Annotated in this window: 28 protein-coding genes; 9 read left to right on the plus strand and 19 right to left on the minus strand. The window is 61.1% G+C overall.

The window, feature by feature from the left end:
• Positions 1 to 7: 7 nt before the first annotated feature.
• Positions 8 to 901 (minus strand): YihY/virulence factor BrkB family protein, encoded by an 894-nt coding sequence (locus V1T76_RS11750; protein ID WP_330560857.1) that lies wholly within the window; start codon positions 899 to 901, stop codon positions 8 to 10.
• Positions 902 to 1,064: 163 nt separating this feature from the next.
• Between V1T76_RS11750 and V1T76_RS11755 the strand changes: the two genes are divergently transcribed.
• Complete coding sequence (locus V1T76_RS11755; protein ID WP_330560858.1) at positions 1,065 to 2,753, plus strand: acyl-CoA dehydrogenase family protein; 1,689 nt, start codon at positions 1,065 to 1,067, stop codon at positions 2,751 to 2,753.
• A 3-nt stretch (positions 2,754 to 2,756) separates the two neighbouring features.
• Here the strand turns inward: V1T76_RS11755 and V1T76_RS11760 are convergent, their stop codons facing one another.
• Positions 2,757 to 3,335, minus strand: coding sequence for an MgtC/SapB family protein (locus V1T76_RS11760; protein ID WP_330560859.1), 579 nt, complete (start codon positions 3,333 to 3,335; stop codon positions 2,757 to 2,759).
• Positions 3,336 to 3,424: 89 nt separating this feature from the next.
• Positions 3,425 to 3,853, minus strand: a complete 429-nt coding sequence (locus V1T76_RS11765) for a DUF4399 domain-containing protein (protein ID WP_330560860.1) — start codon at positions 3,851 to 3,853, stop codon at positions 3,425 to 3,427.
• Between the two features lie 207 nt (positions 3,854 to 4,060).
• Between V1T76_RS11765 and V1T76_RS11770 the strand changes: the two genes are divergently transcribed.
• Complete coding sequence (locus V1T76_RS11770; protein WP_330560861.1) at positions 4,061 to 4,513, plus strand: host attachment family protein; 453 nt, start codon at positions 4,061 to 4,063, stop codon at positions 4,511 to 4,513.
• Positions 4,514 to 4,685: 172 nt separating this feature from the next.
• A complete protein-coding gene (locus tag V1T76_RS11775; RefSeq protein WP_330560862.1) occupies positions 4,686 to 5,276 on the plus strand; it encodes an exopolysaccharide biosynthesis protein in 591 nt (196 codons plus the stop codon).
• A gap of 21 nt (positions 5,277 to 5,297) precedes the next feature.
• Here the strand turns inward: V1T76_RS11775 and V1T76_RS11780 are convergent, their stop codons facing one another.
• Positions 5,298 to 6,329: a sodium:calcium antiporter gene (locus tag V1T76_RS11780; protein ID WP_330560863.1), complete on the minus strand. Its 1,032-nt coding sequence runs from the start codon at positions 6,327 to 6,329 to the stop codon at positions 5,298 to 5,300.
• A gap of 168 nt (positions 6,330 to 6,497) precedes the next feature.
• On the opposite strand from V1T76_RS11780, the gene V1T76_RS11785 reads away from it, so the two are divergent.
• The 4 genes from V1T76_RS11785 to V1T76_RS11800 all read left to right on the plus strand — a co-directional run bounded on the left by V1T76_RS11785 (position 6,498) and on the right by V1T76_RS11800 (position 7,948).
• Positions 6,498 to 6,662 (plus strand): hypothetical protein, encoded by a 165-nt coding sequence (locus V1T76_RS11785; RefSeq protein WP_330560864.1) that lies wholly within the window; start codon positions 6,498 to 6,500, stop codon positions 6,660 to 6,662.
• A gap of 256 nt (positions 6,663 to 6,918) precedes the next feature.
• On the plus strand, positions 6,919 to 7,080 hold the full coding sequence (locus V1T76_RS11790; protein WP_330560865.1) for a hypothetical protein: 162 nt from the start codon (positions 6,919 to 6,921) through the stop codon (positions 7,078 to 7,080).
• A gap of 133 nt (positions 7,081 to 7,213) precedes the next feature.
• Positions 7,214 to 7,462, plus strand: a complete 249-nt coding sequence (locus V1T76_RS11795) for a hypothetical protein (RefSeq protein ID WP_006940362.1) — start codon at positions 7,214 to 7,216, stop codon at positions 7,460 to 7,462.
• A gap of 111 nt (positions 7,463 to 7,573) precedes the next feature.
• Positions 7,574 to 7,948, plus strand: coding sequence for a YkvA family protein (locus V1T76_RS11800; protein ID WP_006940364.1), 375 nt, complete (start codon positions 7,574 to 7,576; stop codon positions 7,946 to 7,948).
• Between the two features lie 41 nt (positions 7,949 to 7,989).
• Here the strand turns inward: V1T76_RS11800 and V1T76_RS11805 are convergent, their stop codons facing one another.
• Positions 7,990 to 8,430 carry a translation initiation factor IF-3 gene (locus V1T76_RS11805; RefSeq protein ID WP_330560866.1) on the minus strand — a complete coding sequence of 147 codons (441 nt, stop codon included), beginning with the start codon at positions 8,428 to 8,430 and terminating at the stop codon, positions 7,990 to 7,992.
• A gap of 331 nt (positions 8,431 to 8,761) precedes the next feature.
• On the opposite strand from V1T76_RS11805, the gene infC reads away from it, so the two are divergent.
• On the plus strand, positions 8,762 to 9,301 hold the full coding sequence (gene infC / locus V1T76_RS11810) for a translation initiation factor IF-3 (RefSeq protein WP_330561434.1): 540 nt from the start codon (positions 8,762 to 8,764) through the stop codon (positions 9,299 to 9,301).
• 239 nt (positions 9,302 to 9,540) lie between these two features.
• Here the strand turns inward: infC and V1T76_RS11815 are convergent, their stop codons facing one another.
• From V1T76_RS11815 to V1T76_RS11865, 11 genes are all read right to left on the minus strand, one after another.
• Entirely contained in the window at positions 9,541 to 10,131 is a 591-nt protein-coding gene (locus V1T76_RS11815; protein ID WP_330560867.1) for an HAD family hydrolase, read from the minus strand.
• Between the two features lie 117 nt (positions 10,132 to 10,248).
• Positions 10,249 to 11,262, minus strand: a complete 1,014-nt coding sequence (locus V1T76_RS11820; protein ID WP_330560868.1) for a LacI family DNA-binding transcriptional regulator — start codon at positions 11,260 to 11,262, stop codon at positions 10,249 to 10,251.
• A 7-nt stretch (positions 11,263 to 11,269) separates the two neighbouring features.
• On the minus strand, positions 11,270 to 12,433 hold the full coding sequence (locus V1T76_RS11825; protein ID WP_330560869.1) for a dihydrodipicolinate synthase family protein: 1,164 nt from the start codon (positions 12,431 to 12,433) through the stop codon (positions 11,270 to 11,272).
• A gap of 27 nt (positions 12,434 to 12,460) precedes the next feature.
• Positions 12,461 to 12,775, minus strand: a complete 315-nt coding sequence (locus tag V1T76_RS11830; RefSeq protein ID WP_330560870.1) for a Dabb family protein — start codon at positions 12,773 to 12,775, stop codon at positions 12,461 to 12,463.
• A complete protein-coding gene (locus V1T76_RS11835; RefSeq protein WP_330560871.1) occupies positions 12,772 to 14,364 on the minus strand; it encodes a GMC family oxidoreductase in 1,593 nt (530 codons plus the stop codon). Before V1T76_RS11835 ends, V1T76_RS11830 begins: the two co-directional genes overlap by 4 nt.
• 25 nt (positions 14,365 to 14,389) lie before the next feature.
• Positions 14,390 to 15,148 carry a 3-ketoacyl-ACP reductase gene (locus V1T76_RS11840; RefSeq protein WP_330560872.1) on the minus strand — a complete coding sequence of 253 codons (759 nt, stop codon included), beginning with the start codon at positions 15,146 to 15,148 and terminating at the stop codon, positions 14,390 to 14,392.
• Complete coding sequence (locus tag V1T76_RS11845; RefSeq protein WP_330560873.1) at positions 15,145 to 16,629, minus strand: GMC family oxidoreductase; 1,485 nt, start codon at positions 16,627 to 16,629, stop codon at positions 15,145 to 15,147. The genes V1T76_RS11840 and V1T76_RS11845 overlap by 4 nt, the downstream gene beginning before the upstream one ends.
• A 3-nt stretch (positions 16,630 to 16,632) precedes the next feature.
• Entirely contained in the window at positions 16,633 to 17,742 is a 1,110-nt protein-coding gene (locus V1T76_RS11850; protein ID WP_330560874.1) for an ABC transporter ATP-binding protein, read from the minus strand.
• 4 nt (positions 17,743 to 17,746) lie between these two features.
• Positions 17,747 to 18,619, minus strand: a complete 873-nt coding sequence (locus V1T76_RS11855) for a carbohydrate ABC transporter permease (RefSeq protein WP_330560875.1) — start codon at positions 18,617 to 18,619, stop codon at positions 17,747 to 17,749.
• The gene (locus tag V1T76_RS11860; protein ID WP_006940378.1) at positions 18,619 to 19,524 is read right to left on the minus strand and encodes a carbohydrate ABC transporter permease; all 906 of its coding nucleotides are present in this window, start codon (positions 19,522 to 19,524) and stop codon (positions 18,619 to 18,621) included. The genes V1T76_RS11855 and V1T76_RS11860 overlap by 1 nt, the downstream gene beginning before the upstream one ends.
• 165 nt (positions 19,525 to 19,689) lie before the next feature.
• Positions 19,690 to 20,937, minus strand: a complete 1,248-nt coding sequence (locus tag V1T76_RS11865; protein WP_442970114.1) for an ABC transporter substrate-binding protein — start codon at positions 20,935 to 20,937, stop codon at positions 19,690 to 19,692.
• Between the two features lie 269 nt (positions 20,938 to 21,206).
• Here V1T76_RS11865 and V1T76_RS11870 point away from each other — a divergent pair, with 269 nt between their 5' ends.
• Positions 21,207 to 22,256, plus strand: a complete 1,050-nt coding sequence (locus V1T76_RS11870; protein WP_330560876.1) for a LacI family transcriptional regulator — start codon at positions 21,207 to 21,209, stop codon at positions 22,254 to 22,256.
• An 8-nt stretch (positions 22,257 to 22,264) separates the two neighbouring features.
• Here the strand turns inward: V1T76_RS11870 and V1T76_RS11875 are convergent, their stop codons facing one another.
• From V1T76_RS11875 to V1T76_RS11885, 3 genes are read right to left on the minus strand one after another with little or no spacing between them, the layout of a single operon-like run.
• Positions 22,265 to 23,785 carry an aldehyde dehydrogenase family protein gene (locus V1T76_RS11875; RefSeq protein WP_330560877.1) on the minus strand — a complete coding sequence of 507 codons (1,521 nt, stop codon included), beginning with the start codon at positions 23,783 to 23,785 and terminating at the stop codon, positions 22,265 to 22,267.
• The gene (locus V1T76_RS11880) at positions 23,782 to 24,555 is read right to left on the minus strand and encodes an enoyl-CoA hydratase/isomerase family protein (RefSeq protein WP_330560878.1); all 774 of its coding nucleotides are present in this window, start codon (positions 24,553 to 24,555) and stop codon (positions 23,782 to 23,784) included. The genes V1T76_RS11875 and V1T76_RS11880 overlap by 4 nt, the downstream gene beginning before the upstream one ends.
• Positions 24,552 to 26,126: an acyl CoA:acetate/3-ketoacid CoA transferase gene (locus V1T76_RS11885; RefSeq protein ID WP_330560879.1), complete on the minus strand. Its 1,575-nt coding sequence runs from the start codon at positions 26,124 to 26,126 to the stop codon at positions 24,552 to 24,554. The genes V1T76_RS11880 and V1T76_RS11885 overlap by 4 nt, the downstream gene beginning before the upstream one ends.

Raw genomic sequence — 26,126 nt, forward strand, 5'->3', positions numbered from 1 at the left:
CCTCCGGTCAGGCCTCGTCCGGCTCGAGCGCCAGCGCGAGCTGCTCCTTGCGGCGGCGCCAGTAGCGTCGCTGGCGGGAAATCGCGGCATTCAGTTCTCCCCCCAGAATGAACACCAGTGAGCAGATATAAAGAAAGATCAGCGCGGTCATGATCCCCGCCAGACCGCCATAGGTGGACACATAATTGGCGAAGCTGGCAAGATAGGCCCCGAAGGCGCTGCCTGCGATGATCCACATGAACAGCGTGGCGAACACCCCAGGCCACAGGTCGCGGAAGGTGCGATGGCCCGCCGGCAGCAGCCAGTGGGTGATGAACAGGCCGATGATCAGCAGCGATCCGGCCAGCGTATACCGGGCGACGTTGATCGAAACCAGGAAGGTCTCGATCTGAGGCACGACAATCTTCAGGCTCTCGATGGCAAGCGGCGCAAGAACCACCAGAAACGTGTAGGCGAGCAAGATGCCAGCGCCGAGCAGCACAAGCCCGATCGATTGCAGCCGCAACAGCACGATGGAGCGGTTTTCATGCTGCCGGTAGGCCCGGTTGAGCGCGGTGCGCAGCGCTTCCACCCCATTGGAGGAAAACCACAGGGCCGCCACAGCGCCAAAGGTCACGAGATCGCCGCGGCGAATGGTCAGGACATTCTGGATTTCCCGCACCACCGGAGAGGCGACACTGCTCGGCCAGGCGTCGAACATCAGTTCCGACACCGTGTCGGCGGCACCGGTCATACCCAGAAAGGCCGCCAGAGCGGCGATGAAAATCAGCAGCGGGAAGATGGCCAGCAACCCCGAAAGCGCCACATGACTGGCCATTGCAAAGCCGTCATCCCGGGCGAAGTGACCGATGGCGTCTTTCAGGACGGCGTAGATCACGAGAACTGTCTGTCTGGCGCTCATGGTTGAAGATGTGGCCTGTGTCGGCGCAATTCGTCAAGCCTGGGTGGTGAAAACCGCATCCGCCAAAAGGTCTATAAATTCACGCTCGACAAATGACGGTGTGCAACGCAACATAGCTTCAACAAGAAGCGCTGCTGCGCAACAAATGAAAACGGAGATCGCCATGCCAACCGCAGCCCTGCCGGCCGCAGAAACACCCGCGAGCCTGAGCGAGCGCACGGAAGCCGCTGTCGCTACGCTTGACCATCTGCTTAATCTTGCAGCGCAGCGGGTGCGCGACCGCGTCAGCGAGGACGGACGCATCTCCTCCCGGCGGATGGAAGAGGAACAACGGGCAACGCACGGGCTGGCGTGGTTCGCAACCTATGTGGAATCCCTGCGCCAACTGGATGCCTATTCGAAACGGCTAAGCTCCGAGGGCCGCTACGGCGTCCTTGAGGACCAAATTGTCCAGCTCGGATTTGCGGAATACCTGGCGCAGATCTTCGGCGGCATTCCGATGAACCAGGGTGAAATCGTTCGCCTGCCGGATCTGGGTGTTTCGGCGGAAGAGGCACTGGAATTCCAGACAGCGGAAATCCTGTCCCTGATCGAAAGCGGCAACCGGCCGGAGATCCGCGCCGAGATCACGCGTCTGATCCGTGACCAGGCCGGTCATTCCACCTTCGGTGACCCGGGCCTCGACGAGACCATGGAGCAGATCCGCAACGAAATGCGGCGCTTTGCGGAAGACAACGTCGTGCCGAATGCCCACGAGTGGCACCTGAAGAACGACTACATCCCGCTTGAGATCATCGAGCAGATGTCCGAACTCGGCGTCTTCGGCCTCACCATTCCGGAAGAATACGGTGGCCTCGGACTTGGCAAGGAGGCGATGTGCGTCGTCTCCGAAGAACTTTCCCGCGCCTACATCGGTGTCGGATCGCTGGGCACACGGTCGGAAATCGCGGCGGAACTCATCCTGTGCGGAGGCACCGAAGAGCAGAAGCAGCATTGGCTGCCCAAGATCGCCTCCGGCGAGATCCTGCCGACGGCTGTTTTCACCGAACCCAACACCGGTTCGGACCTTGCCTCTTTGAAAACCCGCGCCGTGAAGGACGGGGACGTCTGGAAGGTGTCCGGCAACAAGACCTGGATCACCCATCCGGTCCGCGCCGATATCATGACCTTGCTGGCCCGCACCAACCCGGAGGAGCCCGGCTACAAGGGCTTGTCGATGTTCATCGCCGAAAAGCCGCGCGGCACCGACGACGAGCCCTTTCCGGCCGAAGGCATGAGCGGCGGTGAGATCGAGGTTCTCGGCTACCGGGGCATGAAGGAATACGAAATCGCCTTCGACGGCTTCGAGGTGAAGGGCGAAAATCTTCTCGGCCAGGTCGAGGGCGAAGGTTTCAAGCAGTTGATGCAGACCTTCGAAGGCGCCCGCATCCAGACAGCCGCCCGGGCTTTGGGCGTCGCCCAGTGCGCGCTGGATCTTGGGCTGAAATATGCGGAAGAACGCGTTCAGTTCGGCAAGGAACTGGTCAACTTCCCGCGTGTTTCCGACAAGCTGGCCATGATGACCGCCGAACTGATGATTGCACGCCAGCTCACCTATTTCTCGTCCTGGCAGAAAGATTCCGGCAAGCGCTGCGATCTGGAAGCCGGCATGGCAAAGCTGCTCGGTGCCCGTGTCGCCTGGGCGGCGGCAGACAATGCGCTGCAGATCCACGGCGGCAACGGGTTTGCGCTGGAATATGCAATCTCCCGCGTCCTGTGCGATGCCCGCATCCTGAACATTTTTGAAGGTGCGGCGGAAATTCAGGCGCAGGTGATAGCTCGCCGCCTGCTCGAGACACGCGGCAACGCCTGATCTTTAACGCAGCGCACGTTCACCTGCCGGATCAACTGACTGATCTTTGTCCTGCGCGCGGCGAACCCTTTGAAACCCCTTGTCCGGGGCGGCGTCCCGGACTTGAGGGCTGAGTCGTTTTTGCAGGCGGCCGATCACGGCAAGCACGACCACCACCATGAGGGTTGCCAGGCCTGCCAGTCCGATCTGACCGACGCCACAGGCCGTCCCGATCGCGCCTGCAAGCCACATGGATGCACCCGTGGTGACATTCTGCACCGAACCGTTGCGGGAAAAGATCAGCCCTGCGGAGAGAAAAGCCACACCTGCCGTCACGGCTTCGACCAGACGGAGCGGATCGACATTGACGTTGCTGGCTCCGGAGAAAGGAAGATCGGCAAGAGCCTGACTGATCAGGAGAAACAGGCAAGAGGCAAATGCAATCAGCATGTGGGTCCTGAGGCCCGCGTCCTTGCCGCGCTTCTCCCGCTCGAACCCGATAATACCGCCCAGAACAATGGCCGCCGTCATCCGCAGAACCAGAACCTCCAGTGGCACGGGGCCAAAGCTGAGGTCCATCTCTGCGGCAAGCCGGTCTAGCATGGTCGTTCCTTGTTGCGGGTCGGTCAGCATAACTGAGCAACGCCGCAACAACTTTTTCGTTCCGGACGGTTACCGGTCCTGGGTGCCGCCTATTCCACGGTCACCGTGATCTTTTCGGACATCACCGGCGGGTTGTGCGGAATGTGCGACCAGTCGCCAAGAACCAGCTGCAGGGTGTGCTTGCCGGCCGGCAGTTCGATGGTGGTTTCCGTCTGGCCGCCGCCGAAATGCTTGTGGTTGTCATCGGCCGGAATGGCTTCATTCAGTTCCTCACCCTCGATGGTTTCATCGATGATCAGGTGATGGTGCCCGGTGTTTTCCTTTTCCGTGCCTGCCGGGGCAACGCCCATGCCGGCAAGGCCGAACTGGATGGTCACCGGATTTTTCACGGTATCGCCATCCTTCAGATTGACGAAATAGAGCTTCACGCCGTCCGGAGCCGGTGTTTCGCCAGCCTGTGCAGCAACACTGGCAAGGGCAAGCACGGCAGCTCCGAGCCCGATTGCAAATTTCTTCATGGTTTTAGTCCTTTCAAGAACGGATTGCTTTGGTTGTTGCGCACGACCTTTTTGACATAGGACATAACCGTTCTCACAGTAAGACCCGGTCCAAATTTCCCGCTCAGGTAGTCTTGCGAAGCACCCAATTTGTCACAGGTATTTACAGGAACGCATCGGGCTGTGCGGCGTTTTAAAATAACGGACCCAAAACTGCAGGAGTGCGACATGAAGGATTCAATCCGACTGAAACATGACGGCTGGGTGGTCGTTGCTGACGGCACCAAGGCGCTGTTCCTGGTCAATGCTGGCACGAAGCAACATCCCAACCTCACTGTCTTCCGGAAGGAAACACAGGACAACCCTCCCAATCGCGAGCAGACGTCCGACCGCCCCGGCCGACTGAGCGACGGCCCCCAGGGCCATCGCAGCGCCGTACAGGAAGCCGACTGGCACGCGCTTGCGGAAGACGATTTTGCCGCCGACCTCGCCGACATGCTCTACAAACGTGCGCACAAGGGCAAATTCGACGAGATCGTGCTGGTCGCCGCACCGTCGGTTCTCGGCCAGGTTCGCAAGCACCTTCACAAGGAAGTCAGCGACCGCATCATTGCGGAAATCGATAAGGACCTGACCAATCATCCTGTCGACCGCATCGAAAAACTCGTTTTTGGCGAGTAACCTCGTATATCCGGCTGAAGGGACCCTCCCCCCCGAAAAACATACGCCGGGCGCCAGGGTCCCCGTTATCGCCACATTGCAGTTGACATGAGTACCCCTGACCGACAAGCGCCTTGCATGTCTTCACTTTCGGCAGGTGAGCCTGCCGGTCACAGCCACCCGAACTGGAAAGATGATGACCGCTGATCCGGACACGGACCGGCCCCTGACATCGATTATCGACCGGGTCGCAGAAATCACGAAAGAAGGACCTGTCTCGCTTGATCGCGTCGTCAGCGCGTTCGAGCAAGCCGGATTTGCAGCCATGATGCTCGTGCCCGCGGCGGCCGTCGTGACCCCGCTCAGCGGCATCCCCCTGTTCTCAAGCCTGTGCGGATTGACCATTTTTCTGATCGCAGCGCAGTGGCTGCTGAAACGCGATCAGGTCTGGCTACCGGCCTGGTTGGGCCGGCAGAGCCTTGAGGGCGACAAGGTGCGGCGGGCGATGGCCAAGCTGCGGCCTGCCGCCCGGTGGTTGGACGACCATTCCAGAAAACGGGCCCGGTTTCTTTTCCGCCAACCGCTGCGGGCCCTGTTACCGCTCGCCTGCCTGATGTTCGGCGCCCTGATGCCGCTTCTGGAGCTGGTGCCGTTTTCATCATCCCTTCTTGGCGCGGCGGTCTGCCTGATCGCAGTCTCGCTTCTGACCCGGGATGGACTGTATGCACTGGTTGCGCTGCTGCCCGTCGCGGCCGTCGCCTGGGCATTGACCGCCTTGCTGTGAGGGACGCGGTCCGCCGGCGGATCAGACAATCGCCTGAAAAGCGATTGCACCGCCATAGACGCCTAGCAGACTGACACTTTCAAAGCCGATCCCTCCCGGTCCGGACTTCTGGCGCACAAGCAAGCCCAGAAGAAGGATTGCCGTCATCACCAGCCCGATCGTCAGCCAGAAGTAATCCTGTGAGGAGACGGCGTGATACAGCGAGCCGTCGCGATATGCGATGTCCGAGAGGGTGAGAAACAGCGTATCGAACGTGTTGCCGCCAACGATACCGCCGATGGCGAGCTGCAGGGCACCACGATGCACAGCGGCCAGCGTCGTTACCAGCTCGGGCAACGACGTGACCACAGCCGTCATCAGGGCACCGACAAGCGACGCATTGAGATCGAAACGATCCGTCAGCTCGCCTGCGACTTCGGCCAGCACCCAGCCCATGGAAGCAAGCACAAGCATCAGGCCAGCAAAGGCCGCGATCAGCCTCACGTTGCCGCGCATATCCTGCTGCGCCTCATCCGGGCTGTCCTCATGCGTCTCGGACGTATGCACGGCCTGCCACATGGGCTGTTCGTGCACACGCCGTTGAGCTATCACGCCGCCGAAATAGACAATGACCAAAGCATAGGAAGCCGGGTGAATGCCGAGCAGCGTGACCTCCGGCGTGGTGTAGGCAACCATGGGTATCGACAGCAACAGCACCAGCAGAGCGCATTGAAACAAGCTGGAAACATCCGCAGCGACATGCTCGAGGTTGGCGCGCCGGTAAACGATATCGGCAATAGCCAGAAAGGCTGTCTGGGCCGCAATGCCGCCGACACCGTTTGAAAAAGCCAGAGACGCACGACCGTCCAGCGCAGCCGTAACGGAGACGACGGTGCCGGAAAGAGAAGTTGCCGCCCCCAGCAGAACCCCGCCGACGAGCGCTTCGCCCAGTCCGGTTCGGTCGGCGATGCGGTCAGCCTGACCGGTGAGACGGATGCCGCATACCAGAATGACGCCTCCCGCTGCCGCGAAGATTGCAAGCAAGAGCCAGAGCGGCAGGCTGTCAAAACTCATATGGACGGTGTCTCCTTGGGGCTCTTTTTGATATCGGGGCGGGTCTCCTCAGGCAAACGGTTGCACAGGCGTGAAGTTCCCTTTGGGAACAAATTGGCACCTGGAGCGTTTACAATCGAATGCAGCCAGTAATCGAGGCTGCCCAGTGGCAATCGCGAGGTAGTTACGATGATCTATCACGGCTTTAATGACGATGCAGACAGGCACCTTGCCATCTTGCGCGACCGGATCAGGGACAGGGAAGCTTCGAGCTGGAAACAACTGGCACTTGGCTTCGGGTTCACCGGCGTCATCTTCTCGCTGCTCGCTCTGATTTTCCTTCTGTCTTACTGACCGGATGGAGCGGAGCACTACCGGCTGACCCATCAGAACGTTTGATGCGTTTCGATCTTGCTGTTTTCACGGAGCGGCTGTGCAGCATCGACCTGCAGAACCCGAACTGGTCAACAGCAAAGGAAACGCCCGCGACATGCCAAACGTGGCGCGAGGAACTTTCAAACTTCAGATGCACCGCAGAGGTGGGCCAGAAATGCACCGAGCCAGAGCCGCGTTCGGCGGTTGCCAGCCACTTCAACCAAGTGAGGAAGATATGACTTATAACCAACGTGCCGGAGTACAGGACGACAAGGTCGTTTTGAAGGAAAAGGAAGCCAAGCAGGGTCTTGAGCTGCGCGAGATGCGCTATGTCCTGGCAATCGGGACGGCCGGCGCCGTGATCGCTCTGGCGATTGTCGGATATATTCTCCTGTAAGCGATCACTTGCCGAACCTCGTGTCTCAGGAAGTGGGACGATCAAAAAAGGACAATCGCAAGCCGCCCGTCTCGGGTGGTGGCAATCCGACACGCCGATGCCCCGATTGCCTCTTACAGCAGGAGTACCGAACATGACCGACAGCACCAGGGACGAGATTGCCCGAATTCTGAAGGACGACTCGCGCAGCAAGGATGAGCGGGTCAAAGAGCTTCTGAAAATGCGGGATGATGCACGCGCCCTTCAACGGGCTGCAACGGAAAGCCCGATGGGCGGCGACACCCCTGACACCTCCGGCCTGCGGGATATCGACCGTGCACTGGAGCGCCTTGGCTATAGCGACGTGGCCGAGGCGGAAGAAAACAGCGCCGCAACCCTCTAGGAACTGCAGCTTTGAGCATGCCTGCATTTCAGAAGCAGGCGTGCACGAAGTTGAAGAGCGCGCGCACCGAACCTATCTCTAGGGCAAAGGACAACAGGCACAGGCGGCAACATGAACACCACCTTTGAAGACCTTGGCTTTGACCCCGAGATCCTCGGTCCGGAAGAAGAGCAGAAGAAGACGATCCGGCAAAAGCTGATGTCAACAGCCCGCAAGGCTGCACGGCAGGTGCCCTTCATGGAAGATGTGGTGGCCGGCTACTTCTGCGCGCTTGATCCTGCGACACCGAGCAAGGTGCGCGCGACGCTGCTGGCGGCCCTCGCCTATTTCGTGCTGCCATTGGACGCTGTGCCCGATTTTCTGATCGGCATCGGCTTTGGTGATGATGCCACCGTGCTTCTTGCTGCCTATGCGATGATTCGCAGTCACATCCGTCCGGATCACTATCAGGCGGCACAGGAAGCTTTGAAAGACGGAGAAATCTGACGTTTGTCCATGGGCGCTTGCTCTAGCCTCCCTGTGCGCGCTCAGGCTCCGTTTTTACCGTCCCGCTGCCCCACCGCTTTCTCGCCAAGCCAGCAACCGGATGTCCTTCCGGCAATCAGCCAGTAAATTGCACCGGCAATAAACCCGGCAGCAAGCGCTACGGCGCTGCCGGGCCGGAAGGCTGTGTCCGCTGCCTCGGTGCCCAATGTCCAGACGGCGAAAGCGATCACCCCGGCGGCACCGACGTGGAACAGGAAACTGCGCAGCCGTGCCGCCTCCGCCAGAACGATTGCGGCGGCAGCCGGAGCAAGCGCCGTTGCACCGACAACACTTGCGCCGACAAGACCGCTGCCGACCATGGTTGCAAAAGCGACCGGATCGGTTTCAGGATGCCCGGCCCGGAAAAAGCCCCAGGCAAGGAACAGGCCGCATGCCAGAACCGCGAAGATGAAACCGAACGCGATTCTGAGAAGCTGCAACATGAATTTCCCGCCGTCCAAACCGGTATCCTTCCTTGATATGGGCAAGCTGACTGCTTACTTGACCATCTGCCGGTGGGATTGCAACCTTTCCAAACCGGCAGGCACTTGGCTGGCCCGTACCGGCTGGCCGGAGCTTCAGGTCCTGAAAATGTCACCAGGCAGGTCGAAAACGGTGTTTTCGCTTGACTTTTTGCCGGTTTCGCAGGACCTTGAGGGATGGTGTTAGGCCATAACCATATCAGCACCTTGGTACCAGCGTTCCGAGGTTTTTTGTGTATGGACCATAGCCAAGTCCTAACGCCACGTTGAAACGAAAGAGGAGTTTGCGACCATTCGCCGTCCGTTCCGCGCCCCGCCTCCTACGAAGGAAGGCCCGCGCACAAACCATGAAATTCGCGTTCGCGAAGTCCAGTTGATTGATCATGAAGGCGCCAACCGTGGCGTCGTCCCGACAGAAGAGGCCATGGGCATCGCCATGGATGCCGGGTTGGATCTTGTTGAAATCCAGCCGAATGCAAATCCGCCTGTCTGCAAGATCCTGGACTATGGCCGGTACAAGTACCAGGCTCAGAAGAAAGCAGCAGAAGCCCGCAAGAAACAGAAGACCGTCGAGATCAAAGAGATCAAGATGCGTCCGAACATCGACACGCACGACTACGAAGTGAAGATGAAGAGCATGTTGCGGTTCTTTGGCGAAGGCGACAAGGTGAAGGTCACACTCCGTTTCCGGGGCCGCGAAATGGCCCACCAGGATCTGGGCATGAACCTGCTCAACAAGGTCCGTGAGGAAACCAACGAAATCGCCAAGGTCGAATCCGCGCCGAAGCTGGAAGGCCGCCAGATGGTGATGGTTCTGGCTCCAATCAAGTAAGCTTCATCGCGTTTTTAATGTCCGAAAACCCCGCTCCGGCGGGGTTTTCTCGTTTTGGGGCAGCAGAACAACAGATCCTGTGTTCAAACGTCTTGTTTTATCACGTCGCCCGCGCCGACTGTCGTCGCTTCGCTTCTGCCGAAGCACAGGTCCCAAAAGCTGAACCGATGGCACGCCGGCAAACCGGAATGACCCGGCTTCACAAGACCGCCTTACTGACCTTTCCGGCAAAGGCGGCGTTATCCGATCAGATGGTTCACATCAACAACCGGCATCCGGGCGTTATGCGCCGCCTCAAGCCCCTGCTGGCTGTCCTCGAACACAAGGCACTGCGCGGCCGTGACGGCAAGCCGGGATGCAGCTTCCAGGAAGAGATCAGGCGCAGGCTTGGCGTGGGCCACGTCATCGATGGTGACCACCGTGTCGAACAGTGGCAGAAGCCCGGTCTCCTTCAAGGACGCCAGCACCACTTCCCTCGGCCCGCCGGAGGCGACCGCCATCGGCAATTTGCCGTGAAACCTGCGTGCGATGGAGCTTATTATCTCGATCTCGCTGACTTCCCCGATCCGCTCCAGAACCGCCGACCGCATCTCCCGGACCGTCAGACCGCGATCCACCGTTACGCCGTGTTCGCTCTCGAAGTCGTCCAGCAGAACGTGTTCCGACATGCCCGCGCGGGCGTGATACCAGTCCGGCTCCATATGGTGACCGGCGGCCTTGAACGCATCCTGCCAGGCACCGGCGTAAAGGGCCGGCGTTTGCACCAGCGTTCCGTCGCAATCGAAGATCAGGGCCTGAGCCCGTTGAAGAAGCGTCTCCAGCTCGTTCATATCAGTTGGCTTTCGGTGGGGTTTGCATGCAAGCGGTTCTTGCCAAGCATGGCGGACGAGTTGAAGCCACGCTCGCCTTGACCAAGCGCCATGACGGAACCTCTTCGGAATATCCTGTCATCCACCGAACCCCAGTGTCGACTGCCGTTTCATCAGCTCGACCGGATAATGTTTCGTGTCCGGCGGCCTGACGCCGTCGACGATCCAGGAAAGCATCGCTTCGGCGGCGTTGCGGCCGAACAACGCCGTGTCGCACCGGACCGAGCTCAGCCGGGGATAGGCCAGCGAACATTCCTCGATATCGTCGAAGCCGATGATCTTGAATTCCTGGCCGACCTTGATGCCAAGCTCGGCGAAGCCGCTGAGCATGCCGAGCGCAACCAGATCACTGAAGCAGATTGCCGCTTCCAGGTCTTCATGCTCTTGCAGGATCTTCAGTGCGATCTCGCGGCCGAACTGTCTCGAGGGCCGCCCGTGAAAGATGGTCGGCGCAAGTCCGTTGGCCTGCATGACGTATCGATAGCCGGACATGCGTTCCAGCGTGATCGGCCTGTCGGCGAGACCTCCGGCGAACGCAATCCTGTGACATCCCGTATCGATGAGGTGCTGCGCGGCCGCTTCGCCGCCAAAGGCATAGTCGTGGGAGGCGAAGGGGAACAGGTCCGTGCGCTTGTCCAGTTGGCGCAGCACCTGCATCGTCGGAATACCGGCCCGCTCGATCCGGTCGAACGGGCTTTCGTCGCCGCCATAGGTCGGCGAGATGACGAAGGCCGACACACCATGCTCGATCATGCTGTCGATCACCTGCGCCTGGATTTCCGGATCCTCGTCCGTGTTGGCGATGACGGTGGAGTAGCCCTTACTGGCGAAAGTCATCTGCGCACTGGCGGCAAATTCGGTGAAGAAGGGGTTGCGCAGATCGTTGATGATCAGGCCGATGAGACCGGATGCGGCCCCCCGAAGGCCAGCCGCCGAGCGGTTATAGACGTACCCAAGCTCATTGATGGCCTTGGTCACCTCGTCCCGTGTCGACTGTTTCACCAGCGACGAATTCTGGAGCACCAGCGAAACAGTGGATTTCGAAACCCCCGCTTGTCTCGCAACATCCAGAATTGTCGGCCGCTTCTTCATGAAAGGTCTATCCGATCCCGTGCAGTTTCAGGAGCAGCCCCATGCGCTCCTCGGCGATCTCCGGCTTTGACAACAATCGAGCCTGATCTGCAAGTCGGAAGACTTCGGCATAATGCGCAATTTCTCGCGAAGACTGGAACCCGGCCGGCATGATGAAGTGGCTCTGGGCATCGTTCAGCCAGGCAAGGAAGGCGATTCCGGCCTTGTAGAAGCGGGTCGGCGCCTTGAAGATTTCCCGGCTCAGCGGGACGGTTGGCGCGAAAAGGGCGTGATAGGTTTCAAGATCGCCTTCCGCCAGGGCTTCCAGTGCCTGACTTGCAACGGGTGCAATCGCCGCAAAGGCTCCGAGCAGGGCATGGGAATAGTGCTTGCCGTCGCCGGCGATCAGCTCCGCATAGTTGAAGTCGTCGCCGGTATAAAGCCGCACACCCTCCGGCAGGCGTGCGCGGAAGGCCTCCTCGTGCGCCTGATCGAGCAGTGAGATCTTGATGCCGTCGACCTTGGCCGCATGGCTTTCGATGATGGCGAGCACCGCGTCGGACGCCGCCGCGACGTCGGTCGAGCCCCAATAGCCGGTGAGCGCGGGATCGAACATGTCGCCCAGCCAGTGCAGGATAATCGGCTCCCGCGCCTGCGTGATCAACCGCCCATAGACGTCGGCATAATCATCCGGCCCGGCCCCGATGGCAGGAAGCGCCCGCGATGCCATCAGGATCGCCTGCCCGCCCGCCGCCTCAATGGCCTCAAGCTGAACGGAATAGGCCGCGACGATATCATCGTTGGTCCTCAGCTTATCGAGCGGCACCTGGTCGGTTCCCGCGCCGCAGGCAACGCGCGGCTTCAGCGGATGCGCCTTTGCCTCCTTCATAGTGCGTTCGATCAGTTCCTTTGCCGTTGCCCAGTCAACGCCCATGCCGCGCTGCGCCGTGTCCATAGCCTCGGCCAGCCCCAGCCCCTGGTCCCACAGCCAGTGCCGGAATTTCAGCGTGTTTCCCCAATCGACCGCCGGAGAGCCGTCCCAGGGGTCACGTTCGCGCAGAGGATCCGACACCACATGCGCCGCGGCAAAAGCGGTTCGGGTCAGTGGCACGCGCGGTGCGCGCGGGGTCAGGGCTTCGCCGGTGAGGCTGTAAGGTTCCAGCCGGTTTTCGTAAGTGGGCAAGGTCAGCATGATACGCTCCGGAAACTTGATGGCCGGTCAGGCCGAAACGGGAATATCGAGGACGAGAATGCCGTCGATCCCGCCGATGGCATTGGCGACCAGCCTGGCGCCAAGCGCCTTGTGGTCCGGATGAGTCTGGTAGGCTTCCAGCGCCTCCCAACTTTCGAAATCGACGGTGAAACCGTGCATGTAGCCGCGTTCGATCTGTTCCGGGCTTTCGCTGCGGCCTGAAACGATCTCGCCGATGCCGGACACCTGATCTCGGATGCTTCTGAGCTCCTGAAACAGGCTTTCGATCAGCTCTTCGGCAACATCCGGCTGAAACTTGATGAGAACGATATGACGGATCATGACAGCGCCCCGTGATCTTGGCGGATCATGTCGGAGGCTTTCTCGCCGATCATGATGGCCGCGGCATTGGTGTTGGATGAGATGACTGTCGGCATGATCGAGGCATCGACCACGCGCAGCCCCTCGACACCGTTGAACCTCAGGCGCGGATTGACCACCGCCTTGTCGTCGGAGCCCATGCGGCAGGTGCCGGCCGGGTGGTGGGAGGTCTTGGAGTGTTCGCAGATGAAGCGGAAGTAGTCTTCGTCGGTCTTCACTCCTGGCCCCGGAAGATGTTCGGCCTTGATGAAAGGCTTCAGCGGTGCCTGAGCCAGAATTTCCTGGGTCAGCTTCAGACCCCGGATCGACATTTCCCGGTCCTGGCTGTCCTGCAGGTAATTCGGGTCGATCAACGGCGCATCGGCCGGATTGGCGCTCTTCAGGCGCACGCTGCCGCGCGAGCGCGGACGCAGGTAACAGGAGTTGAGCGTCACGCCGCCGTCCGGCATGGCGGCGACACCGGATTCGATCCCCGTCCCCAGACCCAGATGGAACTGCAGGTCCGGCGAACGCGCATCCGGGTTCGCGTACCAGAACCCGCCTGTCTCGAAGAGGCTGGAGGACACCGGCCCGCGCCGGGTGAGCAGATACTGCAGGCCCGCCAGCACCGACAGATGCGGCTTGGCATAGCGGTCGTAGGTGTGCGGGCCGCTGACCTCGCAAATACAATAGAGGTCCAGATGGTCCTGCAGGTTGGACCCGACCTCCGGCTGGTCATAGGCGATATCGATGCCGAGCTTTCTGAGTTCCTCTGCCGGGCCGATGCCGGAAAGCTGCAGCAACCGGGGTGAACCGATGGAGCCGGACGACAGAATGACTTCCGAGCCCGCCGTCAGCCGGGTGCCGTCAATCAGCTCGACACCGGTTGCCTTGCCCTTTTCCACCACGATGCGGCGCACCTGGGCACCTGTCTTGATGTGGAGATTGGGCCTGCCCCTGTTGGGCGCAAGATAGGCCATGGCGGCGGAAGACCGGCGGGCATTGCGCTGGGTCAGCTGGTAATAGGCAACACCGTCCTGCTTCTCGCCGGTCACATCCTCGTTTTTGGGAATACCAAGGGCGGCAGCGGCTTCGAAATAGGCTTCGCAGATCGGCAGCGGGGCACAGGGTTTGGAAACGCCCAGCGGGCCACCCTTGCCGTGGTAGCGGTTGTCGTAGGTGTCGTTGTCCTCGGCCTTGCGGTAATAGGGCAGAACATCTTCATAGCCCCAGCCCTCGCAGCCCATCTGACGCCACTCGTCGTAATCAAGTGCGTTGCCGCGGGTGTAGATCTGCGCGTTGATGGCAGAGCCTCCGCCGATCACCTTCGCCTGGGTATAGCGGAACACCCGGCCCTGCATGTGCTTTTGCGGCACCGTGTGCCAGCCCCAGGAGCCGATGCCCTTGGTCATTTTCGCAAAGCCGGCAGGCAGGTGGTAGAACGGATGCCAGTCGCGTCCGCCCGCCTCCAGCAGCAGCACGGAAACGTCCGGGTTCTCGGTCAAACGCGCGGCAACAACGGAGCCGGCGCTGCCACCACCGATGATGATGAAGTCGTAGCCTGTATTCATCTGAAGTCTCTCAGAACAACTCGCTCTAAAGCCGGGGGATCGACAGACCGCCGTCCACCGCGAAGGTCGAACCGGTTGCAAAGGCCATCCGGCCTTCGGCAATCGGCACGATGATTGAGCCGATATCGGCGGGCTGCCCCCACCGGGCAGCAGGCACCAGACCGCCTTCGATCCGGGCCGTGTATGTGTCTTTCACACCGGCGGTCATGCCGGTTTCGATGATGCCTGGCCGGAGTTCGAAAACCCCGATGCCATGCGGTGCAAGCCGGACGGCGAAAAGCTCCGCCATCATGGCGGCGCCTGCTTTCGACAGGCAGTATTCCGCCCGTTCGATCGACACCATCTCCGCGCTTACGGAAGTGATGAAGCTCATCGAGTGATAGCTGTCGGACGGCCGCTTCACCATGCGTCTCGCCACTTCCTGCGCCAGGAAGAACGCACCGCGCAGATTGACGCCCATGACGAAATCGAAGCTGTCCGGAGCAAGATCCAGCATGTCGCCCCGGATCCTGGCCGGAACCCCCGCGTTGGAAACAAAAGCCGTCACCGGCCCAAGATCCGCTTCCACCTGGTCCAGCAGGGCCTTGCAATGGTCGATGTCCAGAAGGTCGTGACGGAAATAGCGGCCCTTGCCGCCAAGGCTGTTCAGGGCTTCGGTCACCTCCGGTGCATCCGCTTCTTCCTGCGCGGCGATGGCAACCGTGTAGCCCGCGTCTGCGAGCGCCCGGGAAATACCGAGACCGATGCCACGCTGGCCGCCGGTGACAAGTGCGATCCTCATCATGCCGCCAGATCCTTCTTGATGGTTTCGGCGGCGCGCAACGCCAGCGCTGCAACAGTGAGGGCCGGATTGACGGCGGCCGAGGTCGGCAGCGCCCCCGCGTCCGTCACGAAAAGGTTCGGATGGTCCCAGGACCGGCAGTCCGGATTGAGCACCGAGGTCTCGGGATCATCACCCATGCGCACGGTGCCGCACTGATGCGACGGCACCCTGCCGTCGAACAGCCGTGACAGCACCACCGGGAAACCGGCCTCGCGAAGGGTCTTGCGCGTCTTTTCGACCAGCTTTCTGTGCGCGGTCATGTTGGACCGCCGCCAGATGAGCTGGATCTTGCCGTCTTTCAGGACGACCCGGCTTTCCGGATCGGGCAGATCTTCGGAAATCAGATAGAGATCGAGCGCGTGGCCCGAGATCCAGCGGGCGGCGAATTTCGGCAGTCGTGGCACCTGGATTTTCAGGATATCCGGGGTCACCCGGCCCAGAAGCTGGACGTTGCCCAGAGGCATGCCGTCGTCACCGTCATCGAGGTACCAGTCATTCAGTCCAAAAGTCTTCTGATAGACGGAAGTATTTCGGAACCGCGGATCAATGGCGATCATCGCCGTCGCATTGTGGTTCATGAAACAGCGGCCGACATTATCCGACAGATTGGCAACGCCGGACCGAAGCAGAAGTGCCGCGGATTGGACCGCACCCGCGCACAGGGCAACGACACCCGGTGTCAGGCAGAGATCTTCGCCATCCTTGCGGTAGTGAACTTCCTCGATCTTGCCGAGCATTTTGCCTGTCTTGAGTGCGGTGACTTCCGCGCCGGTGACAAGGGTCACGTTGTCATGGGCAAGAGCCGCCTCCAGCGCGCAGGTTTCCGCATCCATCTTGCCGCACCTGAGGTCCGGATATCCGTCCCAGCCGGTGTGCCCGGCATCGAGCCACCGGTCGATATCGACCCCAAGCGGCAGGCTGAACGGCCGGACGCCGGCCTGTTCCAGACGCCGCCGGGCGACGCGGATCGCGTCTTCGTCCGGGACCGGCGGAAACGGATAAGGCCTGCCGTGCGGCGGCTCCGTCGGATCGGAGGCGGTATCGCCTCGGACCTGGAAAAGCTGCTCCGCGGCATCATACCAGGGCGACAACTCGTCATAGGGAAACGGCCAGGCCGGAGAAACGCCGTCATAATGGGCCAGCGCGCCGAAATCCTCTTCCCGGTAACGGATCAGCACCGCACCGTAGAGCTTCGAGTTGCCGCCGACGTTGTAATAGTTGCCCGGCTCGAACGGGTTGCCCTGCCCGTCGAGCCAGGTTTCCGGCGCCCGGAAGGCGCTGTTGGTATAGATGCGCCAGGGGTCCCGGGCTGGAGCATCGTCCGGTATCCGGTGGCCCCGTTCCAGAATCGTGATCCTGGCCCCGGTCGGAGCAAGGCCCGCGGCGAGGGACGCTCCGCCCATGCCGCTGCCGATGATCACGATGTCGGGCGCCGTGGTCATGGGTCAGGCAATCCGGTTTTCGGTTTTCGGGTCAAAGGCGACCGCCTTTTCCATATTGAAGGCAAACGGGAACACGTCCCCCGCCTTCACGGCAACGTCTGCCCGGAATCGACCGGTCACATCCTTGCCGCCGATCTGGCTGACGACGAATGTGTCGGAGCCCGCGGGCTCGGTAACTTCCACAGGCGCATCGACGATATGAACCGCCTTGGAATTGCGGTCGGCGCCGTCCTTGTCGGTGATCGCTTCCGGCCGGATGCCGAGGATGATGTCCCGGCCGATGCTGGAGGACAACGTGTCGGAGGCGAAGGGAATGGCCGCCGTCTTGCCGTCTGCCAGCGTGACTTCCGCCGCCGGCTTGCCGTCCGCCGAGACGACCTTGGCAGGGAACAGGTTCATGGAAGGCGATCCCATGAAACCCGCCACGAACATGTTGGCCGGATTGTCGTAGATCTCTTTCGGCGTGCCCAGCTGCTGGACATAGCCGCCGAACATGACCGCGATCCGGGTCGACAGCGTCAGCGCCTCGATCTGGTCGTGGGTCACGTAGACGATGGTCGTGCCGAGCTTCTGGTGCAGCTTCTTGATTTCCGTACGCATGTCGACGCGCAGCTTGGCATCCAGGTTCGACAGCGGTTCGTCGAACAGGAACACATCCGGCTCGCGCACCAGCGCCCGGCCCATGGCGACACGCTGGCGCTGGCCGCCGGAAAGCTGGCCCGGTTTGCGGTCGAGCAGATGGCTGATCTGCAGCAGATCTGCCACCTGGCCGATTCGCTTTTCGCGTTCCGGCTTGGCGATGCCGTGCATTTCCATGCCGAAGGAGATGTTTCCGGCAACGGTCATGTTCGGGTAAAGCGCGTAGGACTGGAACACCATCGCGATGTTGCGGTCCGCCGGCTTGACGCCGTTCATGCTTTTGCCCTTGATCGCGATCTCGCCGGAGGTGATGTCCTCCAGGCCGGCGATCATGTTGAGCAAGGTGGACTTGCCGCAGCCGGACGGGCCGACGAGCACGAGGAACTCGCCCTCTTCGATCGATATGTCGGTTTCATGCAGGACCCGCAAGGATCCATAGGACTTGGTCGCCTGCTTGATGTCGAGAAAGCCCATTGTCTTATCCTTTTACCGAGCCAGCCATCAGACCACGCACGAAGTAGCGGCCCGCGACGATGTAGACGAGAAGGGTTGGCAGCGCGGCCATGATCGCGCCGGCGAAATGCACGTTGTATTCCTTCACCCCGGTGGAGGATTGCACCAGGTTGTTGAGAGCAACGGTCATTGGCTGGCTGTCGAAGTCGGAGAAGGACGCGCCGAACAGGAAGTCGTTCCAGATGTTGGTGAACTGCCAGATGATGCAGACCACGGCAATCGGCCCGGATGATGGCAGCAGGATGCGCCAGAAGATCCGGAAGAAGCCGGCCCCGTCGATCTGCGCCGCCCGCACAAGCTCGGTCGGGAAGGCCGCGTAGTAGTTGCGGAAATAGAGCGTCGAAAAGCCGATCCCGTAGACGAAGTGCACGAAGATCAGCCCCGGCACGGTGCCGGCGAGCCCCATCAGCCCCAGCATCCGGGCCATCGGGATCAGCACCATCTGGAACGGAATGAAGCAACCGAACAGCAGGAGGCCGAACAGGACGGTTGCACCGCGAAACGTCCATTTCGTCAGAACATAGCCATTGAGCGCACCGACCAGCGTCGACAGGGCGACCGCCGGAACGACCATGATAATGGAATTGAGGAAATAAGGCCGCAGACCCGTCGCCTCGACGCCGACCTGTGCAGTTGACCAGGCGCTTTGCCACGGAGCGATGGTCCATTCCTTCGGCAGGGCCATCATCCCGCCGGACGTGATTTCGGCGAGCGGCTTCAGCGAGTTGACCACCATCACGTAGAGCGGCAGCAGGTAGTAGATGCAGAACAGCGCGAGCAGCAGGTAGAGGATCACCCGGGCCGGACGCGGGGAGGAAGACCTTGACATCGTCGACATCACTTTTTCTCCCTGAGTTCCGACCAGAGGTAGGGCACGATGATCGCGGCAATCGTCATCAGCATGATCACGGCGGAGGACGCACCGATGCCCATCTGGTTTCGGGTGAAGGTGTAGGAATACATGAAGGTTGCCGGCACTTCCGTCGCCGTGCCCGGCCCGCCGCCGGTCAGGGCGATCACCAGGTCATAGGACTTGATCGCCATATGGGCGAGCACCACGAAGGCCGACATGAAGGCAGGCCGCAGCTGCGGGATCACGATCCGGCGATAAAGCGCGAAGGTGGACGCACCGTCGATCTGGGCCGCCTTCATCATCTCGCTGTCGATCCCGCGCAGGCCTGCCAGGAACATCGCCATGACGAAGCCCGAGGTCTGCCAGACCGCCGCGATCACGATGGTATAAATCGCGAAGTCTCGGTCCTTGATCCAGTTGAAGGTGAAGGTTTCCCAGCCCCAACCGCGCACGACGGCCTCGATGCCAATGCCCGGATCGAGAAACCATTTCCAGGCGATACCGGTCACGATGAAGCTGAGCGCCATCGGATAAAGGTAGATCGTGCGGATGAAACCTTCTGCGCGGATCTTCTGGTCGAGAAGGATCGCCAGCAGCAGGCCGAGGACGCAGCAGATGGTGATGTAGAGAACGCCGAACACCACCAGGTTCGAAACGGCCGTATCCCAGGCACGGATCTTGAAGAGGTTTTGATAGTTCTGCCAACCGACCCAACCGAAGGAGGGCAGAATGCGGCTGTCCGTGAAAGACAGATAAAGCGTGAAGGCAATGAAGCCATAAACGAAGACCGCCACGATGGCGATCGTCGGGCTCAGCACAAGTTTGGGCAAAGCATCACGCAGTCTGTCAACAACGGAACCGCGCGGGTTCGCCGTTTCAGAGAGAGACATCTTGAATTCCCCGACCTAGAGCATGGGTGCCGGCGTTCGGACGAACGCGCCCGGCAGCTCTGAGATTTTGGATCCGGCCGGCTCTGGGGCGGTTGCTCGCAACCGCGCGTCGGTCCGCCGAACCGGTGGGAGAGCGGTGAGGGATCACCGCTCTCCATGAGGCCGTTACTTGTTGATCTGTACGGCGGTAACGAGTTCTGCAACAGCGGTCTCGCTGTCGTATTCCCCGTTGAAGTGCGCCGTGATCACATCGTACATGGCATTCTTGATGGCTGCCGGGTTGGCGTGGCCATGTGCCATGGAGCCATAGAGGTTGCCGCTGTCGGCAGCCTTTTTCAGATCCGCCATGCCCTTCTTGCCGCAGGCATCAAAGGCATCGTTCGGCACGTCGGTCCGGGCCGGAACAGACCCTTTCACAACGTTGAACGCGGACTGGAAGCTTGGCGACAGGATAGCGGTTGCAAGTGCAGCCTGCTCCTTGCCGACTTCCGGCCCCTGCGCGAACATCGCGAACTGGTCGGCGTTGAAGGTTACCTGGTCCTGGGTGCCCGGGAAGCGGAAGCAGAGGAAGTCTTCATCCGGCTTCTTGCCGGCGTTCAGGAATTCGCCCTTCGCCCAGTCGCCCATCATCTGGAAGGCCGCATCGCCGTTGATGACCATGGCGGTCGCAAGGTTCCAGTCACGGCCGGAGAAGTTGTCGTCCACATAGGAGCGGATCACCGCCATGCGGTCGAAAGCTTCCTTCATAGTGTCGGAGCCGAGTGCTTCCTCGTCCAGGTCGATGAAGGCCTTCTGATAGAACTCGGGTCCACCGGTCGCCATGACGACCGCGTCGAAGATGGTCGCGTCCTGCCAGGCCTGACCGCCATGAGCGATCGCGGTCTTGCCGGATGCCTTCACCTTTTCCAGAGCGGCAACGAATTCGTCCCAGTTCTGCGGCGGCTCGATGCCGAGTTCATCAAGGATGGCCTTGTTTGCCCAGACCCAGTTGGTGGAGTGGACGTTCACCGGTGCGGCGACCCACTTGCCGTCATACTTGGAGAATTTCTGCAGGGCTGCCGGAACCACATCGTCCCAGCCTTCCATGCCGGCGATGATGTTCAGGTCGGCAAGCGCACCTTCCTTGGCCCAGTCGGTGATATCGAAGCCGAGCATCTGCACCGCGGTGGGCGGGTTGCCGGAGGTGACGCGGGCGCGCAGAACGGTCATGGCCTGGGTACCGCCGCCACCTGCGACCGGCATGTCCTGCCAACCGATGCCCTGGCTTTCCAGGTCCTGCTTCAGGACGTTCAGAGCAGCAGCTTCACCACCGGACGTCCACCAATGCAGAACTTCAACATCGGCGGCGGACGCCAGGCTTGTGCTCATTGCAAGGGCGGCGAGGCCCAGCTTCAGCGATTTCAAAGACATCATATTCCTCCCATAGGTGCCCAAAGGCGTTTCGAGTGCCGGAGACCGGCATTCGGGTGTCACGCAACGTTTATTGTAACGTTGCAAACTGGCGTGCTGTCAACGATTTTCACAACATCCGAAAATCGACGGGTTTTGTTTGTTTTACATACTATTAAGGCATGTGTTTCGGTGCTGCAGTGCAGCGTATTTTTGTGTTGTAACGTTTTAAAAGCCTTGATTAGACTTGATCGGCTTTTTACGCTAGAACGCTGCGGCAAAAGTGAACGGGCATGACGCGAAAAACCTTTGACCCCACTGGCGGACGCGCCGCGGAAAAACTGCCTCGTCCCACCTTGCGCACGGTTGCGCAGGAGGCCGGCTTTGCCGTGACCACGGTTTCGCGCGCCCTCGCCGGAGACCCCAGGATCGCGGAGGCAACGCGCGAACGTGTTTCCGAAGTGGCGGGGCGGCTCGGCTATGTGCCCAACCGGGCGGCGCAGCGCCTGCGCACCGGCCGCACCAAGGTCATCAGTCTTCTTTTGAACACCCGGCACGAATTCCTCAGCTTCACATCCGAATTTCTCGGCGGAATGTCCGAAGGTCTTGCCGGAACGGGTTATGCGATCACCATCACCGCGGATGGCCTTGCCGACGACCGGCTTGAGGTGATCCGCAACATCCGCAGGCATTCGCTGGCCGATGCCATCGTCTTCACCCGGACCGAATGTTTCGATGACAGGGTCCGCTATCTGCTGGAGCACGACTTTCCCTTCGCCACCCACGGCCGGACGGACTTCACCACGCCCCACCCTTATGTCGATTTCGACAACGAAGTCTTCGCCCGCATGGCCGTGGAACGGCTGGTCGCAAAGGGGCGCAGACACATCTGCATGGTCATGCCGAACGAACGCTACACATTCGGCCAGCATCTGCGCTTTGGCGCCCGTCAGGCAGCCATGGCCCATGGTGTTCAGCTCACGGTTCCGGATGGCGTCGACCTCGACAGCGAGCCCGATGAGATCGCCGCAACCCTGCGCTCCCTCCACGCCGGACCCAACGCGCCTGATGGCTACGTCTGTGTCGGCGAAGTGATGGCGCTCGTCACCCTGGCCTATCTCAACGACATCGGGCTGACACCGGGTGTGGAGGTCGACGTTGTCGCCAAACGCGCCTCGCCCATTTCCAATCACTTCCGCCCGAGAATCGAGACCATCGATGAGGACCTGCGCGCCACCGGCAGAGCCATGGCCAAGGTTCTTCTCGCCAGGATCAGCGGCGCCCCCATGGAGGATATGCAGATCCTCCTGAAGCCCGAAGGTGCCTTCTCGATTTCGGACTAGTTCGCTCATCACGCCACCCAGGGAGCCCGCGTCTTGCCGATGCGCATGGTCACGGTCTTGGCTTCCAGAAATTCGTCCAGTCCGTATTTGCCAAGCTCCCGACCCTGGCCGCTTTCCTTCATGCCGCCGAAGGGCAATTCGGCAAAGCCGTCCATCCAGGTGTTGGTCCAGACCGTGCCGGCATGCGCCCGGCGTGCGAATTCCAGGCAGGTGTGCACATTCTCGCTCCACACACCGGCCGACAGGCCGTAGTCGGCGTCGTTGACGAGCTCGATCGCCTCGTCCAGCGTCTTGAAGGTCAGCACCGACAGCACCGGCCCAAACACTTCGTCACGGGCAATCGGCATGTCGCTTTTCACATCCGCGACAACCGTCGGCTGGTAGAACTGCCCGGCAAGACCCGGCACTGACAGAGCCTCACCGCCCAGACGAACGGTCGCCCCGGCCTCTGCGGCATCACGCACATATTTGTCGATCTTGCTCTGGTGGTCGGGCGTGATGATCGCCCCGACCTTGGTCGATGGGTCCAGAGGGTCGCCGAAGGGCACCTTGCGCGACAGCTCAACCGTCGCCTTCACGAACGCCTCGGCAATGTCTTCATGCACGATGATCCGCGAGCCGGAGTTGCAGCATTCGCCGGCATTGAAATAGACGCCGAAGACGACCGCATCGACGGCGCTTTCAAGGTCGGCATCGGGGAAGATGACCTGGGGGTTCTTGCCGCCAAGTTCCAGCGACACCTTCTTCAAGGTTCCGGCCGCCGCCTTGACGATGGCCTTGCCGACACCGGTCGAGCCGGTGAAAGTGACCATGTCGACCCGCTTGTCGGCGGTCATCGCCGTTCCAACCGGATCGCCGTAGCCAAGGACGATGTTGACGACCCCCGCCGGGATACCGGCTTCAATGCAGAGTTCCCCCAGGATGACGGTCGTGGCAGGTGTCATTTCGGAAGGCTTGATAACGGCGGTGCATCCGGCGGCGAGCGCAAAGGGCAGTTTCTGCGACACGATCAGGAACGGGAAGTTCCAGGGCGTGATGATAGACACCACCCCGACCGGCTCCTTGAGCACCAGACCGAGCATGTCGCTGCCGAGCGAATTGTAGCTTTCACCGTGCATCGTGCGCGCCAGCGAAGCGGCGAAGCGCCAGATATCCGATGCCCCTTCGATTTCCGCCATCGCCTGGCTGATCGGCTTGCCGGATTCCAGCGTTTCCCAGTAAGCGATCCGTTCCCGTTCGCGGTCGATCAGGTCGGCGATTTTCAGGAGAAGCGTTGCCCGCTCCTTGCCACTGGTGCGCGACCAGCGCCCCTTGTCGAAGGCAAGCCGCGCGGCGGACACCGCTGCATCAACGTCGCGAGCACCACCCTTCGCGGCCCGCGTGACAACACTGCCATGGGACGGGGACACGCGGTCGAAGGTGGCACCGTCGGCGCTCTGGCGCCAGTCGCCATCGATCAGGTGACGGGCAACGAAGGGCTCGGCCGGCAGTTTTGCTTCGCTGATGGAAACGACGTTCAGGTCACTCATGACTTTACTTCCAGGAAATTCGGTTTGCGCTTTTCGCGAAAGGCGGTAACGCCCTCGTTGCGATCTTCAGTCGGGCTGATCATGCCGGAGCCAAGCGCCTCGATCATGGCGCTGCGATCTTCGCCGACGGCTGCGTGGATCATGTATTTGGCCACTTCCACGGCCCGGGACGATTTGCCGGCAAGCTTCTCGGCCATTTCGAACGCGGCTGATGCCGGATCGTCGGAAATCTCCGCGGCAAAGCCCGCAGCAAAGGCGCGTTCTGCGGAAATCCGCCGGCCGAACAGAGCCATTTCCTTTACCATCGGCTCCCCCAGCAGGCGGATCAGCCGCTGCGTGCCGGACCAGCCCGGCACGATGCCGACAGACGCTTCCGGCAGCGCCAGTGTTGCCCTTGGCGCCATCACGCGGATATCCGCGGTCGCTGCGAACTCCAGGCCACCGCCGAAGGCGTGCGCACCAAGCGCGGCCACCGTCGGCTTGGAAAGCCGTGCCAGCCGGTCGAAAACCCGGTGGCCTTCGCGCACCCAGTGGCGGGCAAAGTCGTAAGGCGAAAGCTCGGACCATTCGAGAATGTCAGCCCCAGCACAAAAGGCCTTGCTCTCTGCCGCCGTAATCACCACGGCAAGAATGGACGCATCGCGTTCCAGCTCGTCGCAATAGGGCTCGACCTTCTTCAGCATGTCGAGCGTGAACGCATTCAGCTTGGCCGGATTGTCCAGCTTCAGCTCGGCAATTGCCCCATGACGGATGAGATGCAGCGCGCTCACAGGCTCAGCTCCATCGCACTTCTGGAAAGAAGAGCTTTCGGCATCTCGACCAGATCGTTGGCAAGGCGCACCCGGCCCTTGGAAGCATCTACGATGTCACGCGCCGGATCGATGCCTGGCATGATCTCCGTTGCGACAAGGCCCGCATCGGTCAGATGGATGACGCAGCGCTCGGTCACATAGATGACGTCCTGGCCGAGTTCCTTCGCCCTGCGGCCGGAGAAAGTCACATGTTCGACCTCGTCCACCATCTTGGTGAACTTGCCCGGCGTCCGGACCTTCAGAGCGTCTTCCGTCAGCTCCAGATCGGCACCCGCTTCAAACAAGCCCGAGAACACGATCTTGCGCGCATTCGCGGTGATATCGACAAAGCCGCCGCACCCGGCTGTCAGATAGGGTTTCTTGCCGAGCTTGGAGACATTGACGTTGCCGTCCAGATCGATCTCCAGGAAAGACAGGAAGGAAACATCGAAACCACCGCCCTGGAAATAAGTGAATTGCTGAGGCGACGGCATATAGGCATCGGCGTTGGAGGCACAGCCGAACGCAAAGCCCGTCAGCGGCATGCCACCGGTCGCGCCCTGCTCGATGGCCCAGGTAACGGCCTGTTCCTGACCGGCTTCCAGCAGCACCCGCGGCACCATGGCCGAAATGCCGAAGCCGAGGTTTGCCGTCTGGCCGGACTTGAGTTCCATTGCCGCGCGTCGCGCGACAACCTTCTCGATGCCGTGCTCGGCCAGCGAGAAACTGGACCAGGGACGCATGATCTCGCCGGAGATGGCCGGGTCGTATCCGGTTTCCGTGGTCTGGCGCTGGTCCGGATCGACAACGATGAGATCGACCAGGTGACCGGGCACACGAACATCGTGCGGACGCAGCGAGCCGGAAGCCGTCACGCGCTTGACCTGCGCGATCACCAGACCGCCGTGGTTGCGCACCGCAATTGCCTGCTCGAGGCCACCAAGGTAGGCACCCTCATGTTCATAGGTGAGATTGCCGCGCTCATCAGCGGTGGTCGCCCGGATGATCGCGACATCCGGCACGATGTTGGGAAAATGCAACCAGGTTTCGCCGCCAAGTTCCAGCCGGGAAACGATAGGCCGCTCGGCCGCGACATCGTTCATGGCGCAGCCCTGACGGATCGGATCGACGAAGGTGTCGAGACCGACCTTGGTCATCACACCCGGGCGGCGGGCCGCCACATCCCGGTGCATGTCGAACAGGATGCCGGAAGGCACGTTGTAGGCAGCCACCCGGTTCTCCACCAGCATCTGCCAGATCGCCGGCATCGGCAGGTTGGACGGGCCGGAAGGATAAGAGCCTGCGATGATGGTCGACAGAAGACCGTCCTTGGCAAGGTGGTCGATCCCCTTGATGCCGTACATGTCGCCCGCAGCAATCGGGTGGAGCGTCGTGAGGTTTCTCGGATGCCCTTCGCTGTCGAACCTTGTGCCGATGGCCTCAAGGATCTTGTCCGGGCACCCGAGACCGGAGGAAGAGGAAACGGTGATGACCGCGCCGTCCTGAATGCGGGCGGCGGCATCCGCCATGGAAACGATCTTGGAGGCCAT

Source organism: Roseibium sp. FZY0029 (assembly GCF_036350355.1).
Classification (GTDB): Bacteria; Pseudomonadota; Alphaproteobacteria; order Rhizobiales; family Stappiaceae; genus Roseibium.

Bases quoted from the DNA above. Each gene is read 5' to 3' on its own strand.
- V1T76_RS11885 (WP_330560879.1), bottom strand. From the start codon at position 26,126: ATGGCCTCCAAGATCGTTTCCATGGCGGATGCCGCCGCCCGCATTCAG.
- V1T76_RS11870 (WP_330560876.1), top strand. From the start codon at position 21,207: ATGACGCGAAAAACCTTTGACCCCACTGGCGGACGCGCCGCGGAAAAA.
- V1T76_RS11850 (WP_330560874.1), bottom strand. From the start codon at position 17,742: ATGGGCTTTCTCGACATCAAGCAGGCGACCAAGTCCTATGGATCCTTG.
- V1T76_RS11775 (WP_330560862.1), top strand. From the start codon at position 4,686: ATGATGACCGCTGATCCGGACACGGACCGGCCCCTGACATCGATTATC.
- V1T76_RS11835 (WP_330560871.1), bottom strand. From the start codon at position 14,364: ATGAATACAGGCTACGACTTCATCATCATCGGTGGTGGCAGCGCCGGC.
- V1T76_RS11815 (WP_330560867.1), bottom strand. From the start codon at position 10,131: ATGAACGAGCTGGAGACGCTTCTTCAACGGGCTCAGGCCCTGATCTTC.
- V1T76_RS11855 (WP_330560875.1), bottom strand. From the start codon at position 18,619: ATGTCGACGATGTCAAGGTCTTCCTCCCCGCGTCCGGCCCGGGTGATC.
- V1T76_RS11840 (WP_330560872.1), bottom strand. From the start codon at position 15,148: ATGATGAGGATCGCACTTGTCACCGGCGGCCAGCGTGGCATCGGTCTC.
- V1T76_RS11785 (WP_330560864.1), top strand. From the start codon at position 6,498: ATGATCTATCACGGCTTTAATGACGATGCAGACAGGCACCTTGCCATC.
- V1T76_RS11860 (WP_006940378.1), bottom strand. From the start codon at position 19,524: ATGTCTCTCTCTGAAACGGCGAACCCGCGCGGTTCCGTTGTTGACAGA.
- V1T76_RS11865 (WP_442970114.1), bottom strand. From the start codon at position 20,937: ATGATGTCTTTGAAATCGCTGAAGCTGGGCCTCGCCGCCCTTGCAATG.
- V1T76_RS11805 (WP_330560866.1), bottom strand. From the start codon at position 8,430: ATGTTGCAGCTTCTCAGAATCGCGTTCGGTTTCATCTTCGCGGTTCTG.
- V1T76_RS11760 (WP_330560859.1), bottom strand. From the start codon at position 3,335: ATGCTAGACCGGCTTGCCGCAGAGATGGACCTCAGCTTTGGCCCCGTG.
- V1T76_RS11825 (WP_330560869.1), bottom strand. From the start codon at position 12,433: ATGCTGACCTTGCCCACTTACGAAAACCGGCTGGAACCTTACAGCCTC.
- V1T76_RS11830 (WP_330560870.1), bottom strand. From the start codon at position 12,775: ATGATCCGTCATATCGTTCTCATCAAGTTTCAGCCGGATGTTGCCGAA.
- V1T76_RS11820 (WP_330560868.1), bottom strand. From the start codon at position 11,262: ATGAAGAAGCGGCCGACAATTCTGGATGTTGCGAGACAAGCGGGGGTT.
- V1T76_RS11755 (WP_330560858.1), top strand. From the start codon at position 1,065: ATGCCAACCGCAGCCCTGCCGGCCGCAGAAACACCCGCGAGCCTGAGC.
- V1T76_RS11770 (WP_330560861.1), top strand. From the start codon at position 4,061: ATGAAGGATTCAATCCGACTGAAACATGACGGCTGGGTGGTCGTTGCT.
- V1T76_RS11750 (WP_330560857.1), bottom strand. From the start codon at position 901: ATGAGCGCCAGACAGACAGTTCTCGTGATCTACGCCGTCCTGAAAGAC.
- V1T76_RS11800 (WP_006940364.1), top strand. From the start codon at position 7,574: ATGAACACCACCTTTGAAGACCTTGGCTTTGACCCCGAGATCCTCGGT.
- V1T76_RS11765 (WP_330560860.1), bottom strand. From the start codon at position 3,853: ATGAAGAAATTTGCAATCGGGCTCGGAGCTGCCGTGCTTGCCCTTGCC.
- V1T76_RS11795 (WP_006940362.1), top strand. From the start codon at position 7,214: ATGACCGACAGCACCAGGGACGAGATTGCCCGAATTCTGAAGGACGAC.
- V1T76_RS11875 (WP_330560877.1), bottom strand. From the start codon at position 23,785: ATGAGTGACCTGAACGTCGTTTCCATCAGCGAAGCAAAACTGCCGGCC.
- V1T76_RS11790 (WP_330560865.1), top strand. From the start codon at position 6,919: ATGACTTATAACCAACGTGCCGGAGTACAGGACGACAAGGTCGTTTTG.
- V1T76_RS11845 (WP_330560873.1), bottom strand. From the start codon at position 16,629: ATGACCACGGCGCCCGACATCGTGATCATCGGCAGCGGCATGGGCGGA.
- V1T76_RS11780 (WP_330560863.1), bottom strand. From the start codon at position 6,329: ATGAGTTTTGACAGCCTGCCGCTCTGGCTCTTGCTTGCAATCTTCGCG.